The organism is Micromonospora sp. ZG13, from assembly GCF_059359355.1.
This window is the reverse complement of record NZ_JCADBQ010000006.1, coordinates 1-13,981: the sequence shown is the minus strand read 5'-3', so window position 1 is coordinate 13,981 and position 13,981 is coordinate 1. Positions and strand designations below refer to the sequence as shown.

General features: G+C 72.1%; 13 protein-coding genes. 6 read left to right on the top strand and 7 right to left on the bottom strand.

Features of this window, described 5'->3' with window-relative positions:
* Nucleotides 1–68 precede the first annotated feature (68 nt).
* Genes AC5L34_RS14945 through AC5L34_RS14930 form a run of 4 tightly spaced genes read right to left on the bottom strand, consistent with a single transcriptional unit; the run spans nt 69 to nt 4,453 of the window.
* Nucleotides 69–1,274 (bottom strand): ABC transporter ATP-binding protein, encoded by a 1,206-nt coding sequence (locus AC5L34_RS14945; protein WP_441175996.1) that lies wholly within the window; start codon nt 1,272–1,274, stop codon nt 69–71.
* A gap of 9 nt (nt 1,275–1,283) precedes the next feature.
* On the bottom strand, nt 1,284–2,117 hold the full coding sequence (locus AC5L34_RS14940; RefSeq protein WP_088999481.1) for a carbohydrate ABC transporter permease: 834 nt from the start codon (nt 2,115–2,117) through the stop codon (nt 1,284–1,286).
* A gap of 1 nt (nt 2,118) precedes the next feature.
* The gene (locus AC5L34_RS14935; RefSeq protein WP_441175997.1) at nt 2,119–3,117 is read right to left on the bottom strand and encodes a carbohydrate ABC transporter permease; all 999 of its coding nucleotides are present in this window, start codon (nt 3,115–3,117) and stop codon (nt 2,119–2,121) included.
* 46 nt (nt 3,118–3,163) lie between these two features.
* Entirely contained in the window at nt 3,164–4,453 is a 1,290-nt protein-coding gene (locus AC5L34_RS14930) for an ABC transporter substrate-binding protein (protein WP_441175998.1), read from the bottom strand.
* Between the two features lie 231 nt (nt 4,454–4,684).
* Here AC5L34_RS14930 and AC5L34_RS14925 point away from each other — a divergent pair, with 231 nt between their 5' ends.
* The 4 genes from AC5L34_RS14925 to AC5L34_RS14910 all read left to right on the top strand — a co-directional run bounded on the left by AC5L34_RS14925 (nt 4,685) and on the right by AC5L34_RS14910 (nt 6,712).
* A complete protein-coding gene (locus AC5L34_RS14925; protein ID WP_441175999.1) occupies nt 4,685–5,263 on the top strand; it encodes a mycothiol-dependent nitroreductase Rv2466c family protein in 579 nt (192 codons plus the stop codon).
* A 217-nt stretch (nt 5,264–5,480) separates the two neighbouring features.
* A complete protein-coding gene (locus tag AC5L34_RS14920) occupies nt 5,481–5,912 on the top strand; it encodes a RusA family crossover junction endodeoxyribonuclease (RefSeq protein WP_101411474.1) in 432 nt (143 codons plus the stop codon).
* 47 nt (nt 5,913–5,959) lie between these two features.
* The gene (locus tag AC5L34_RS14915) at nt 5,960–6,235 is read left to right on the top strand and encodes a hypothetical protein (protein WP_441176001.1); all 276 of its coding nucleotides are present in this window, start codon (nt 5,960–5,962) and stop codon (nt 6,233–6,235) included.
* Nucleotides 6,236–6,331: 96 nt separating this feature from the next.
* Complete coding sequence (locus tag AC5L34_RS14910) at nt 6,332–6,712, top strand: YccF domain-containing protein (RefSeq protein ID WP_441176002.1); 381 nt, start codon at nt 6,332–6,334, stop codon at nt 6,710–6,712.
* 813 nt (nt 6,713–7,525) lie between these two features.
* Here the strand turns inward: AC5L34_RS14910 and AC5L34_RS14905 are convergent.
* From AC5L34_RS14905 to AC5L34_RS14895, 3 genes are all read right to left on the bottom strand, one after another.
* The gene (locus AC5L34_RS14905; RefSeq protein ID WP_494825386.1) at nt 7,526–8,233 is read right to left on the bottom strand and encodes an HAD family hydrolase; all 708 of its coding nucleotides are present in this window, start codon (nt 8,231–8,233) and stop codon (nt 7,526–7,528) included.
* A 55-nt stretch (nt 8,234–8,288) separates the two neighbouring features.
* Nucleotides 8,289–8,909, bottom strand: coding sequence for a TetR/AcrR family transcriptional regulator (locus AC5L34_RS14900; protein ID WP_494825384.1), 621 nt, complete (start codon nt 8,907–8,909; stop codon nt 8,289–8,291).
* 72 nt (nt 8,910–8,981) lie between these two features.
* A complete protein-coding gene (locus AC5L34_RS14895; RefSeq protein WP_494825382.1) occupies nt 8,982–11,690 on the bottom strand; it encodes an MGH1-like glycoside hydrolase domain-containing protein in 2,709 nt (902 codons plus the stop codon).
* A 42-nt stretch (nt 11,691–11,732) separates the two neighbouring features.
* Between AC5L34_RS14895 and AC5L34_RS14890 the strand changes: the two genes are divergently transcribed.
* Nucleotides 11,733–13,676, top strand: a complete 1,944-nt coding sequence (locus AC5L34_RS14890) for an amylo-alpha-1,6-glucosidase (protein ID WP_494825380.1) — start codon at nt 11,733–11,735, stop codon at nt 13,674–13,676.
* Between the two features lie 144 nt (nt 13,677–13,820).
* A partial coding sequence (locus AC5L34_RS14885; RefSeq protein WP_494825758.1) for a glycogen/starch synthase occupies nt 13,821–13,981 on the top strand: 161 nt, incomplete at its 3' end.

Genomic DNA, 13,981 nt, shown 5'->3' with positions numbered 1-13,981 from the left:
TCGGTGCGACCCACCCGCCCGTCGCGTCGTACGTCGGGTCGGCGGCCGGTGCCGCGCGGTGGCGTACGTCAGTCGCCGAGCGCGCCGGCCGCCCGGCCCTCGTGCAGGGTCAGGTTGCGCCCGTTGGACGGGTCGAACAGGTGGATCTTCTCCAGGTTGCACCAGACCCGCCGGTTCTGCCCCTCCTCGACCGGGGACTCCGCCGACAGCCGGGTCACCAGGTTGGCGCCGCCGCCGCTGAAGTCGGCGCCCGCGTCGGCCGCCAGCTCCTCCAGTTCGGCGGCGCTGGCCCGTTCCCCCTCGACGCTGAAGTAGACGTACTTGTCGGAGCCCATGGACTCGACGATGTCCACCGGCGCCTCGAACTCCATGCCCCGGCGGCGGGTGTCGTCGTCGACCAGCGCGGCGTCCTCGAAGTGCTCCGGCCGGATGCCGAGGATCAGCTCGCGCGGGGCGTCGGCCCCCTCCAGCTCGCGCCGGATCCGCTCGCCGATCGGCACGTCGCCCAGCGCCGTACGCAGCTTGCCGTCCTCGACGGCGGCGTGCAGGAAGTTCATCGACGGCGAGCCGATGAAGCCGGCGACGAAGAGGTTGCGCGGGTGGTCGTACAGCTCCTGCGGCGGGCCGACCTGCTGCACCGCGCCGCCCCGCATGATCACCACGCGGTCGCCGAGCGTCATCGCCTCGGTCTGGTCGTGGGTGACGTAGACGGTGGTGGTGCCCAGCTTCTTCTGCAGGCGCGACACGACGGTGCGCATCTGCACCCGCAGCTTCGCGTCCAGGTTGGACAGCGGCTCGTCCATCAGGAACGCCTTGGGCTGCCGGACGATCGCGCGGCCCATCGCGACCCGCTGGCGCTGGCCGCCGGAGAGGTTGGCCGGCTTGCGGTCCAGCAGCGCGGTCAGCTCCAGGACCTTCGCCGCCTCCTCCACCTTCCGGGTGACCGTCTCCTTGTCCATCTTGGCCAGCCGCAGCGGGAACGCCATGTTCTCCCGGACGGTCATGTTCGGGTAGAGGGCGTAGGACTGGAACACCATCGCGATGTCCCGGTCCCGGGGGGCCTTGTCGTTGACCCGCGCGCCGCCGATGCGCAGCTCGCCGGAGCTGATGTCCTCCAGGCCCGCGATCATGTTCAGGGTGGTGGACTTCCCGCAGCCGGACGGGCCGACCAGGATGACGAACTCGCCGTCGGCGATCTCCAGGTCGACGTCGGCCACCGCGACGGTTCCGTCCGGGAACTTCTTGCTCACCTTGTCGAGCACGATGTCAGCCATGAGTACCACCTATCCCTTGACTGCGCCGGAGGTCAGGCCGGAGACGATGCGGCGCTGGAAGAAGAGGACGAACAGGATGATCGGAACGGTGATCACCACGGCGGCTGCGCAGATCGCCCCGGTGGGGTCCTCGAACTGCGACTCACCGGTGAAGAACGACAGCGCCACCGGCACCGTGCGGGCCCGCTCGGTGGACGTCAGCGTGATGGCGAAGAGGAAGTCGTTCCAGCAGAAGATGAAGACCAGGATCGCCGTGGTGAACAGTCCCGGCGCGGCCAGCGGGGCGATGACCCGCCGGAACGCCTGGGCCTGCGTCGCGCCGTCCATCTTCGCCGCCTTCTCCAGGTCCCACGGGATCTGCTTGAAGAACGCCGACAGCGTGTAGATCGCCAGCGGCAGCGCGAAGGTGATGTACGGCAGGATCAGGCCCGGCCAGGTGTCGAAGAGGCCGAGCTGCCGCTCGATCTCGAACAGCGGCGACACCAGCGACACCTGCGGGAACATCGCGATCAGCAGGGACACCCCGACCAGCAGCCGCTTGCCGGGGAAGTCCAGCCGGGAGATCGCGTACGCCGCCATGGCGCCGAGCACCACGGCGATCACGGTCGCGATCAGCGCGATGCCGATCGAGTTGACCAGGGCGCGGACGAACTGGTCGGTGGAGAAGATCGACCGGTAGTTGTCCAGCGTCCACTCCTGCGGGATGAACTTCCCGTCGGTCAGGGTCGCCGGGGTCTTGAACGACAACGACATGATCCAGAGCACCGGCACCAGCGCGAAGACGACCACGATGGCGTCCAGCAGGCCCCAGCGCAGCTTGGCCCGGGTGGTGGTGTCAGCCATCTCAACGCCTCTCCCCGTCGTCGCTGCCGGGGGCAGCGGTACCGAACAGCTTCACGAAGACGAAGGCGATGATCGCCACGGTGAGGAAGATCAGCACCGACATCGTCGACCCGATGCCGAGGTTCAGGCCCCGGATCAGGTTGTTGTAGGCGAGCATCGACACCGACGAGGTCTCGTTGCCGCCCGCGGTCAGCACGAAGATGTTGTCGAACACCCGGAACGCGTCCAGGGTGCGGAACAGCAACGCGACCAGGATCGCCGGCTTCATCACCGGCAGCATCACCTTCGTGAACCGCTGCCAGGAGGTGGCGCCGTCGGTGGAGGCGGCCTTGAGCAGATCCTCCGGTACCAGGGCCAGGCCGGCCATGAGCAGCAGCGCCATGAACGGCGTGGTCTTCCAGATCTCGGCGAGCATGATGATCGCCAGCGAGCTGGCCCGCTCGGTCAGCGGCGCGCCGTCGCTGAACAGGTTGGCCAGGTAACCCGTGCCCGGCGTCCACGCGTACCGCCAGGAGAAGGCCGCGACGACCGTGACGATGCCGTACGGGATCAACGCGGAGGTGCGTACCAGGCCCCGGCCGACCAGCGTGCGGTGCATGATCAGCGCCAGGCCCATACCGAGCACCAACTCGACGGCGACGGTGACCACCGTGATCAGCGCGGTGACCCCGAACGCCGTCCACCAGAACTCGTTGGTCAGCACGGTGACGTAGTTCTCCAGCCCGATGAACTCGCGCTCGGCGGGGAAGCGCAGGTCGTAGCGCTGCAACGACAGCCAGACCGAGTAGATGATCGGGTATGCCGTCACCAGCACCATGACCAGCGCGGCGGGCGCGCAGAGCAGCCAGCCCAGCCGGCGCTCGGCCTTCTTGTTCTCGCTCAGCGGGGCCTTGCGGCCCCGACCGGCACGCTGGGCCGGCACCTTGGCGTCCCGGCCGGGCCGGGCGGCCGTCTCGTCGGCGGCCACGTCGGCGCCCGCCGGGGTGGCGTTGACGCTCATGCCGCCACCTCCCGGCCGTCGGCGTCGAGGCGGCGGGTGCGCTCGCTCACGGCAGGACCCCCTTCGATTCGAGGGCGTCGGCGATGGCGTCACGCAGCTCGTCGGCGGTCTGCTGGGGCCGGATCGCCGACGGCGGCGACAGGATCGCCGACATGACGGTGGAGATGCTCTGGTACGCCGGGGTGAGCGGTCGGACCGCCGGCTCCTTGAGCTCTTCGAGGATGGTGTCCTTCATCGGGTACGCCTCGGCCATCTCCGGGTCGTCGTAGACCTTCTCGATGGTCGGCGGCACGCCGTCGTTGACGGCGGAGAACTTCTGGTTCTTCTCGTTGCGGATGCAGCGGGCCGCCTCGAAGGACTCCTCGGGGTGCTTCGAGTAGGCGCTGACCGCCATGTTGATCCCGCCGATGGTGACCTTGCTCGGGGTGTTCTCGTCGACGCCCGGGACGCGCGCCCAGCCGACCTGCTTCGCCAGCTCCGGGTTGGCCTCCTGCATCGCCGGATACACGAACGGCCAGTTGACCTGGAACGCGCCGTCGCCGGACTGGAACTCCAGCCGGACGGGGTCCTCGGTGGCGTTGCTGAACGACGGCGACGTCACGCCCGACGTGGCGAAGCGCTGGAGCTGTTCCAGCGCCCGTACGGTGCCCTCGTCCATGACGGCCTGCTTGCCGTCCTCGCTGAGGATCTTGCCTCCGGCGCTCTCGGCGAGGGTGTTGTAGAGGACGACGAGGCCCTCGTACTGGGCGCCCATGGTGAGCACCTGGTACGGCTTGCCCTGCTGCTTCAGCTCCTGGGCGGTGGAGATCATCTGATCCCACGTCTTGGGGGGCTGCGGCACGAGGTCCTTGCGGTACCAGAGCAGTTGGACGTTGGTGTTCTTGGGCGCGCCGTAGAGCTTGTCCTCGTAGCGCGCCGTCTCCAGCGGGCCGGCGAGGGTGCCCTGCTCGACCTCGGCCCGGTCCTTTCCGGTCCACTCCCTGATCCAGTCGGCGCTGGCGAACTCCTGGGTCCAGGTCACGTCGAGGCCGAGGACGTCCATGCCGCTGTCCTGCGCGGCCAGCCGGCGGACCATCTGCACCCGCTGGTCGTCGGCCTGCCGGGGCAGCACCCGGTAGACAATCTTGTAGCGCCCCTGGGCCTGCGCGTTGCAGTCGTCCACGACCTTCTGCAGGTTCTGCTCCGGCGGGTAGTACAGGTTGATCGTGGGCGTGCCGCCGTCCCCGCCGGATCCGCAGGCGGCCGCCATCGGCGCCACCAGCGTCAACGCCGCCCCGGCGGCCACCGCGCGCACGCGTCGCCGCCGGCGCCGTCGGGCCTTGTCAGGGTCGCTCATCGCCCCTCCCCTCGTGTCGGCCAAAGGCCGGGGTGAGGCTCCGTGCCCCGGCGCACGGCGAGCGTTCGGGCCTTCTGAGCAGCGCTTGCGCCCGCCCGGACGTTACGTGGCCCAACACTGCCCGACCTGCGGAGGTGCGAAACCTGGCGTCGACGCGACGGCGCCGACACCGCCGGACGTGGCGCGGATCACCGCCCTGCGGCTCGCCCCGGCCGCCCGTAGGCTCGGCCGATGGACGCCACCTTCTTCCTGGACCCCGCCTGCCCCTGGACCTGGCGCACCTCCCGCTGGCTGGTCGCCGTAGCCGACGCCCGGGGCCTGCACATCGAGTGGCGGGCGTTCAGCCTGGCCATCCTCAACGCCGGGCAGGTGCCGCCGGAGCGCGCCGACGCGATCGCCGCCTCCAGCCGCGCGCTGCGGTTGGTCGAGGCGCTGCGCGCCGAGGGCCGCCACGACGACGTCGCGCGCTTCTACGCCGAGACCGGCGCCCGCAGCCACGACGCGGGCAACCCGCTGTCGGCGACGATCGTGGACGCGGCCGTCGAGGCGGCGGGCCTGGGTGCCGCGGCGCCGGCTCTCGACGACGACCGCTGGGACGAGGCGGTTCGCGAGTCGCACGCCCTGGCGTACGCCTCGGCCGGCCCGGACATCGGCGCGCCGGTGCTCATGGTGCCGGGCGCCGAGCGGGGCATCCACGGCCCGATCCTCACCGAGGTCCCCGGCACCGACGACGCCCTGACGATCTGGGACTCGCTGCTGCCCCTGATCCGGATGCCCGCCTTCCACGAGGTCAAGCGCGCCCGCCACTGACCCGCCGCCACGCGGGCGTCCCACGGGTTGAGCCGGGAACTGTCCAGCGTCGGGTGGGTCCGCTAGCGTTTTCCTGGCTCCGCAGCCAGCGCGTTCGCCGTCGACGTCGACACGCCTCCGACCGCCCGGCCCGCCCCCGATCGGTGGGTTCTCGCGCGAACCTGCCTCCACCGCCGGGCCGGTTGGGCAGGATCGTCCCCAACGAGGAGGTGCCGTCGTGCAGGACACCCGCGCTCTCGCCCTGACGTTCGAGGTGAGCGGCCTGCCGCCGGTGAAGACCGAGGCGCTGTCCATCTTCGCGGCCGGGCACCGGCAGGCGACGAGGGTCCGCGCCCTGCTCCAGGCGGCCTGTGCGGCGGCCCAGCGCACCGGCTGGACCCCGCTGTCCGGGCCGATCGAGGTGGACCTCGTGCTGCGCTGCCCGCCGGGGCACCGCACCTCCGACGCCAGCACCCTGCTGGGCGGGGTGTGCGCGGTGCTCCAGGACAAGAAGCGGGTCGCCAGCATCGGCCTGGCGCACCTCGGCGTCCTGGTGGACGTCGCACTCTACGACGACGACCGGCAGATCCGGCGACTGTCGTACGCGGAGCAGCCGGCGGAGGACTTCTCGTACCAGGTTCGGGTCGCCGCCGTACCGAACGTGGTTTGACCGACGGCCGCGGTGGGGTACCGCGGACGCCGACGAAGGGAGCGCCGATGTCGGAGCCACATGTCACGCTGGACCCCCGTGGGCTCGATCCCGTGCAGCAGAAGCTGCGGGGCCCGCTGGAGAACCAGCTGACCTCGGCGTTGCAGGCCGCCACGGAACGGGTCAGCGCCAGCTACGCCGGCGAGCCGGTGGAGCAGGTCTGCCAGCGGCTGCTCGACGAGACGCGCTCCGGGCTGCACCCCGACATCGCCGCCGGATTCAACCCGGACATGGACGAGTTCTGCCGGGTGGCGGTGGCGATCGTGCGCGGCGAGACCTCCTGAGAGAGCGTTCCCGACGGGCCGGGGCCGTCGCCGGCAAGCCGCAGCCCGGAGGTTCCGGTCGACAGCGGGTGGCACGGATCGGTCATGCTCGGAAACATGATCCGGTTTGTGCTCAACGTGCTGTGGCTCGTCTTCGGCGGCGGCATCGTCCTCGCCGCCGGCTACGGCATCGCCGCGCTGATCTGCTTCGTCCTGGTGGTCACGATTCCGTTCGGCGTCGCGTCGCTCCGGCTCGCGGTCTACTCCCTGTGGCCGTTCGGGCGCACCGTCGTGCCCAAGCCCGGCGCCGGAATCGCCTCCGGGCTGGCCAACGCCCTCTGGGTGGTGCTCGCCGGCTGGTGGCTGGCCCTGTCCCACGTCCTGGCCGGCGTCGCGCTGTGCCTCACGGTCATCGGCATTCCGTTCGGGATCGCCAACTTCAAACTCGTCCCCGCCGCGATCTGGCCCCTCGGACGCGAGGTCGTCGACGCCCCGTGACAGGCCCGGCCGTCCGTGCCGGCGCCGCTGGTGACGCCCCGTCGGATCCCGGCCGGAGCGGAACGTCCCGCCCTGCCAACCTCCGCGATGCGCGACCGTAGCCGCCCGCGACGATGATCAGCCGGCACCCGTCGGCCGGCGTCCGCCGTGCACCTCCAGGCGCGCGGTCCGCGCCCGCGGCTCGGCGCGGACCTCGTCGGCCTCCTGACCGGGTCGATCACCTTGCGGACGTTGCCGACGTTGTCGTACTCGTAGGTGATCCTGTGGCCCCTCGGCGTTGACGACGCTGGTGAGCTGGCAGATCTCGTCGTAGCCGTTGGTGGTGACGAAGCGCCTTCGACCCCCGGCGTCAGGTTGCCCTTCGGCTCGGTGGCAGCAGCATTCCGCCGCCACCGCGCGGCGAGTCGATGGCCGACCGCCGAGGGTGTCAGGACCGGGGCCGCAACTCCCCGGTCCTGCCCCCAGCCGTCCGGCGTGGTGGCGGGCGCGCCGGCTGAGCGCGTGGGCGTGGCACGCCGCCCACGCCGGGCTCAACGCGACGAGCCAGCCGCCTGCACTCAGCTCCATGGTGCCCAACTACCGGACTTCGGCACGCTCCCGACTCACCCCGAGGAGCCGTGAGCGCCGAATCAGGCTAGGCGTGCCGCAGGGGGCCGGACAAGGACGAGTCGGGCCCCCCGTGGGTGATTGATGTCAAGGCGAAAAAGCGGCATGTCGACGTAACACGGCCCTACCGGCCAGCGCTGTTTCCCGTCGAGGCGGCCACTGCGTCCGACGCTCCGTACGCCCACCGCCGGCGGCCCGAAGACCGGCTCAGAAGTGGCGCAGCAGTTCGGGGAACGCGGACAGCCGCAGCACCCCCGGGTCGGCCGGATCCAGCTCGTCGTGCTCCAGCACCCAGGTGTTGTCGTTGGGGATGAACACGGCGTTGAGGCCGGCGGCGCGGGCGGGCCGGATGTCGGACTTCGGGGAGTTGCCGATCATCCAGGTGACGGCGGGGTCGACGCCGTGCTCCCGGACCAGCCAGCGGTAGGTGTCGACGTCCTTCTCCGGCACGATGTGCGCGGCCCGGAAGTGGTGCAGCAGGCCGCAGGCGTCGAGCTTGCGCTGCTGCTCCTCGCGTTCGCCCTTGGTCAGCAGCAGCAGGTGGTGCCGGGCGGCCAGGGCGTCCAGCGCCTCGGCCACGCCGGGCATCAGCTCCACCTGGTGCGCCACCAGGGCCGCCGCCAGCTCGTCGAGCTGGCGGCGTTCCGCCTCGGTGGCGGGACGCTGCCGCAGCCGCTCCAGGCACTCCCCGAGGCTGCGCAGGAACACCTTGCTGCCGTAGCCGTGCGCGACCGCGTTGGCCCGCTCGATGTCGTCCAGGATGGCCCGGATCTCGGCCCGGTCGAGGGTCGGATGGTCCAGCCACTCCAGGAAGTCGTCGATCACCCGCTCGAACAGGATGTTGTTCTCCCAGAGCGTGTCGTCGGCGTCGAAGACGAGCACCTGCCCGTCGCGGCGGCGCGTGGCGTTTCCCATGACTCTCCTCCCCCGTGCTGGCCGGGGCCACGGTACTGCGGGCCCGTCGGCCCGGTCAGCCGGGTTTTCGCGGGGTCGGCTCGTCCCTGGCGGGCACCGGGGCCTCCGGGCCGGCGAGCAGCCCCGACATGATCATGTCCTCCCGCTGCTCCTGCTTGTCGGGGCGCAGCCGCCCGCCCCGGGTGAGCATGACCGTGCCGTGCAGCAGCGCCCAGCCGAGTTCGGCGAGCGTGTCGGGATCCCGGCCGGCGGCCAGCGGGGCCACGCCGGCACGCAGCTCGGCGAAGGCGGCGCCGGGCGCGCCCGGCCCCGGGTCGCGGCCCAGGGTCAGGTCCGAGGTGTGGGCGAGCATCGCGTCGTAGACCTCGGGATTGGCGTACGCGAAGTCCAGGTAGGCCGCCACCACCGCCGGCCAGTCGCCGTGGCCGGCGGGGGCGGCGCGGGCGGCGGCGAGCGCGGCGGCCAGGTCGACGAAGCCGCGCACCGCCACGGCGGACATGAGCGCGGCCGGGTCCGGGAAGCGGCGGTAGAGGGCCTCGATGTCGACGCCGGTCCGCTCGGCCAGCCGGCGGTGGGTGGCCGCCGCCCACCCCTCGGCCTCGGCCAGCTCCCGGGCGGCGAGGACGACGCGCTCCCACTCGGCCGGGCCGGCGTCTGCTCCATCTGCTGACGACACCCCGCCGATGCTAGTGAGCGTCACCGGCGGTGACGCCCACGCGACGGATTGGCGACTCTGACGCTGCTCGGGTCAGCGGCGCAGGGTGAGGATCAGGTCGGCGACCAGGGCCGTCCAACCGGTCTGGTGCCAGGCGCCCAGCCCGGCGCCGTTGTCGCCGTGGAAGTACTCGGGGAAGCAGATCAGGTCCCGCCAGTCCGGGTGGGTCTGGAAGAGCTGGGCGGCGCCGTAGATCGGCCGCCGACCCCAGCCGTCGCGGGTGAACAGCGAGATCAGCCGCGCGGAGAGGTCGTCGGCGATCTCGTCGAGGGTCCGCTTCACCCCGGAGCGCGTCGGATACTCCACCTGGAGGTCGTCGCCGAAGAAGGCGGCGTAGTCGCGCAGCGCGCTGATCAGCAGGAAGTTGGTCGGCATCCAGATCGGGCCGCGCCAGTTCGAGTTGCCCCCGAACAGGCCGCTGGTCGACTCGGCCGGTTCGTAGCCGACGCTGAACTCCTGGCCGCCGAGGGTCACCGAGAACGGCTTGTCGAGGTGGGCGCGCGACAGCGTACGCAGCCCGTACTCGGAGAGGAACTCGTCGGTGTCGAGCATCCGGGCGAGCAGGCGGACGATCTGCTCCGGGCCGACCATCGACAGCAGCCGGTGCTGGCGACCGTCGGGCCCGAGCCGCCGGGCGCCGACGACGTCGGCGTACTCGGGGCGGTTGGCGAGGAACCAGCGCAGCCGGGCGTGCAGTTCGGGCAGCCGGTGCAGGGTACGGGCGGTGAGCCGGGTCGTCGCGGCCAACGGCAGCAGGCCGACGACCGAGCGGACCTTCAGGGGCACCTTCGTGCCGTCGGCGAGGCGCAGCACGTCGTAGAAGAACGCGTCCTCGGCGTCCCACAGGCCCTGCTCGTACGCGGCGGCGGCGATGTAGGCGAAGTGCTCGAAGAACTTGGTGGCGGTGTCGACCCAGGTGCGGTCGTGTTCGGCCAGCACGACGGCGATGTCGAGCAGGTTCAGCGCGTACATGGCCATCCAGGCCGTGCCGTCGGACTGCTCCAGCACCCCGGCGACCGGCAGGGCCGCCGAGCGGTCGAAGGGGCCGACGTTGTCCAGCCCGAGGAAGCCGCCCTCGAAGACGTTGTTGCCGACGGTGTCCTTGCGGTTGACCCACCAGGTGAAGTTCAGCAGCAGCTTGTGCATCACCCGGGCCAGGAATTCGTGGTCACGGCCCCCGTCGATCTCGAAGACCTTCAGCGCCGCCCACGCGTGCACCGGCGGGTTCACGTCCCCGAACGCCCACTCGTACGCCGGGATCTGGCCGTTGGGGTGCAGGTACCACTCCCGCAGCAGGAGCAGCAGTTGCTCCTTGGCGAAGCCCGGATCGACCCGGGCGATGCTCACGCAGTGGAAGGCCAGGTCCCAGGCCGCGTACCAGGGGTACTCCCACGGGTCCGGCATGGAGATCACGTCGAAGCTCGTCATGTGCCACCAGGCGCTGTTGCGCCCGTGCCGGCGACCGGACGGCGGCGGCGACGAGCCGGGATCGCCCTCCAGCCAGCGCTTGACGTCGAAGTGGTAGAACTGCTTGCCCCACATGAGTCCGGCGATCGCCTGCCGGGCGACGAGTGCCTCGTCCGAGGTCGCGGCGGCCGGGACCACCCCGGCGAAGAACCGGTTCGCCTCCGCCCGGCGGGCCCACACCACGGCGTCGAAGCCGTCGCCCAGGTCCGCCGGGGGCGGCGGGGTGCCGCCGGGCGGCGGGGCGGTACGGGTCAGCCGCAGCCGGATCCGCCGCTGCGCCCCCGCCGGCACGTCCAGCACGTAGTGCAGCGCGCCCTTGGTGCCCTCCCGGGCCGGGTTGACCGTCGGGGCCCCGTCGACCACGTGGTCGTTGATGCCGTCCTTCGGGTAGGGAGAGCGGCCGGGCAGGCCCCAGAGCCGCTCGGCGTTGGTGTCGTTGTCGCAGAGCAGCGGCGTGGGCTCCCCGTCGCCCTCCAGCAGCAGCTGGCCCAGCACCCGGTGCTCGCCGACGAGCCGCGATCCCTCGCCGACCAGCCGGGGCACCCGGTCACCGCCGGGCAGCCCCCACGCCCAGGTGTTGCGGAACCAGAGCGTCGGCAGCACGTGCAGGGTGGCCGCCCGGTCGCCCCGGTTGGCGACGGTGACGACGACGCACATGTCCGTCGGCGTCGCCTTGGCGTAGTCGACGGTCACCGCCCAGTACCGGTCGTCGTCGAAGATGCCGGTGTCCACCAGCTCGTACTCGGTGTCGTCGCGCCCGCGCAGCGCGTTCACCGCGACCAGCTCGTCGTACGGGAAGGCGGCCTGCGGGTAGTGGTAGCGCCAGCGCATCCACGAGTGGGTGGGGGTGGAGTCCTCGTACCACCAGTAGTCCTTGGCGTCCTCGCCGTGGTTGCCGCCGTCGCCGCCGAGGCCGAACATCCGCTCCTTGAGGATCGGGTCCTTTCCGTTCCACAGGGCGAGGGCGAAGCAGAACGTCTGCCGGTCGTCGCAGACGCCCCCCATGCCGTCCTCGCTCCACCGGTAGGCTCTGGACCGCGCGTGGTCGTGCGGGAAGTAGTCCCAGGCCGTACCGTGCTCGCTGTAGTCCTCCCGTACCGTCCCCCACGCCCGCTCGGACAGATAGGGACCCCATGCGCGCCAGTCCTGTTCCCCGGCGTCGGCCTGAGCCAGCCGGAGCCGTTCGGGGTCGGGCGCGTGGTCGTCGGGGGGCGGCACGTCGGTGATCACTCGCACATCTTCGACGTCGCCGGGGGACTTCACCACAGGAGCCATTCTCGTCGTGGCGTGTTGCACCCCGCCGCCGGTGGAGGAAAGTTGATCGACATTCGCTTCGGTTCGCAGGTCTGCGGCGACCTGACCGGCGGCGCCGCCCGGGAGTGGCTGGTCACCGACGGTCTCGGCGGCTACGCCACCGGCACGGTGAGCGGGTTGCGCACCCGCCGGTACCACGGCCTGCTCGTGGTGGCCGGCGAGACGCCGGCGTCCCGCCGGGTGGGACTGGTCGGCCTGGACCCGGCCGTGCTGTTCCCCTCCGGCGCCCGGGTGCGCCTGGGCGCGCACGAGTGGGCCTCCGGCGATGTCGATCCGCGCGGCTTCGAGCTGCTGGAACGCTTCGACCTGACCGACGGCCTGCCCCGGTGGCGGTGGCGGATCGGCGACGTGGTGATCGAGCGGGAGCTGGCGATGACGCACGGGCGCCCCTGCGTCGCCGTGGTGCACCGGCTGGTCTCCGGTGGGCCGGTGCGCCTCGACCTGGCGGCGGTGTGCACCTGGCGGGACGCGCACGGCGAGCGCCGCGCCGACGGCCCGGCCCCCCGGGCGGAGTCCGTGCCGGGCGGCGCGGTGGTCGAGGGCGCGTTCCGCATCGCCGGGCCGGACTGGACCCCGGAGGGCCAGTGGTGGCTCGGCGCGCACCACCGGGAGGAGGCGGCGCGGGGCCTGAACCCCGACGAGGACCTCTGGTACGCGGGCCGGTTCTCGGGCGCGCTGGAGCGCCCGGGCGACACGGTGTCGGTGCTCGCGTGGGCCGACGAGCTGGTCGAGGAGCCGCCCCCGGCGACCGAGGTGGTCGCGGCGGCGCGGGAGCGCAACCGGCGGGTGGTGGCCGCGGCGAAGCCGGCCGACGCGGTCGAGGCGACGCTGACGCTGGCCGCCGACGCGTTCGTGGTCGACACGGCCACCGGGCCGGACGTGGTGGCCGGCTACCCGTGGTTCGGCGCCTGGTCCCGGGACACGATGATCTCCTACGAGGGGCTGTTCCTCTGTACCAACCGGGCCGGCGAGGGCCGGGAGCTGCTGCGGGCGTACGCGGCGACGCTGTCGGAGGGGATGCTCGCGAACACCGCCGACACCGGGCGGGTGGAGTACAACACCGTCGACGCGACGCTGTGGTTCCTGCACGCGGTCAGCCGGCACGTCACGGTCACCGGCGACACCGATCTCGGCGACGAGCTGCTGCCCGCGCTGCACGGCGTCGTCGACGCGCACCTGGCCGGCACCCGCTTCGGCATCGCCGTCGACCCGGCCGACGGGCTGCTCACCCAGGGCGGCACCCCGGGCACGGCACTGACCTGGATGGACGCCCGCGTGTACGGGGTGCCGGTCACCCCGCGCACGGGCAAGCCGGTGGAGGTCAACGCGCTCTGGGTCAACGGGCTGGCCGGCCTGGCCGAGCTGACCGAGCTGGCGGGGCGGGACGCGGGCGCGCTGTGGCGGCTGCACGAGCGCGCCGGCGCCGCGTTCCGGGACCGGTTCCCGGCCCCGTCGGGCTGGCTGCACGACGTGGTGGACGCACCCGCGCCCGCGTACCCGCTGGGCGGGGCCGCGCACCACGACGACGACCTGCTGCGCCCCAACCAGCTGCTGGCCTGGTCGCTGCCGTACGCCCCGCTGGAGCCCGACGAGGCCACCGTGCGCCGGGTCGCCGCCGGGCTGCTCACCCCGCTGGGCCCGCGCAGCCTCTCCCCCGACTCACCCGAGTTCGTCGGGCGGCACCGGGGCGGTCCGGCCGAGCGGGACGGCGCCTACCACCAGGGCACCGTCTGGCCGTGGCTGCTCGGCCCGTACGCCGACGCCGCCCGACGGGCCAAGATGTCGGTCGATGACCTTTTCGTCGGCATCGAGGCCCATCTGACCGAATATGGCCTAGGATCGGTGAGTGAGACGGCCGACGGCCTCGCGCCGCACGCCGCCACCGGGTGCCCGTTCCAGGCGTGGTCGGTCGCCGAGCTGCTACGCGCCCGCAGAAACGGCCGGTAGCGCTTTACACGACCGCAACGGCGGCGTCTCCGCCGGATAGCCGGCCGCCAGCAGGATGGGTTCCGATCCGCTCGCGACCGCACCGGGCACCGGTCTCCGGTACCCGGCGGTGCGCCCGGGGACAACTCAAAGGGGGCCGCCCGAATGTCACCTGACGCCGACGTGATCGACATCCACCCCGCCCGGCGACTGCGGGTGCTGATGCTCTCCTGGGAGTACCCGCCGGTGCTGGTCGGCGGGCTCGGCCGGCACGTGCACGCCCTGTCGGTCGCCCTGGCCGCCGCCGGGCACGAGGTCACCGTCGT

Coding starts and splice junctions, on each gene's coding strand:
- AC5L34_RS14945 (WP_441175996.1), bottom strand. CDS start 1,274: ATGGCTGACATCGTGCTCGACAAGGTGAGCAAGAAGTTCCCGGACGGA.
- AC5L34_RS14940 (WP_088999481.1), bottom strand. CDS start 2,117: ATGGCTGACACCACCACCCGGGCCAAGCTGCGCTGGGGCCTGCTGGAC.
- AC5L34_RS14935 (WP_441175997.1), bottom strand. CDS start 3,117: ATGAGCGTCAACGCCACCCCGGCGGGCGCCGACGTGGCCGCCGACGAG.
- AC5L34_RS14930 (WP_441175998.1), bottom strand. CDS start 4,453: ATGAGCGACCCTGACAAGGCCCGACGGCGCCGGCGGCGACGCGTGCGC.
- AC5L34_RS14925 (WP_441175999.1), top strand. CDS start 4,685: ATGGACGCCACCTTCTTCCTGGACCCCGCCTGCCCCTGGACCTGGCGC.
- AC5L34_RS14915 (WP_441176001.1), top strand. CDS start 5,960: ATGTCGGAGCCACATGTCACGCTGGACCCCCGTGGGCTCGATCCCGTG.
- AC5L34_RS14910 (WP_441176002.1), top strand. CDS start 6,332: ATGATCCGGTTTGTGCTCAACGTGCTGTGGCTCGTCTTCGGCGGCGGC.
- AC5L34_RS14905 (WP_494825386.1), bottom strand. CDS start 8,233: ATGGGAAACGCCACGCGCCGCCGCGACGGGCAGGTGCTCGTCTTCGAC.
- AC5L34_RS14895 (WP_494825382.1), bottom strand. CDS start 11,690: ATGGCTCCTGTGGTGAAGTCCCCCGGCGACGTCGAAGATGTGCGAGTG.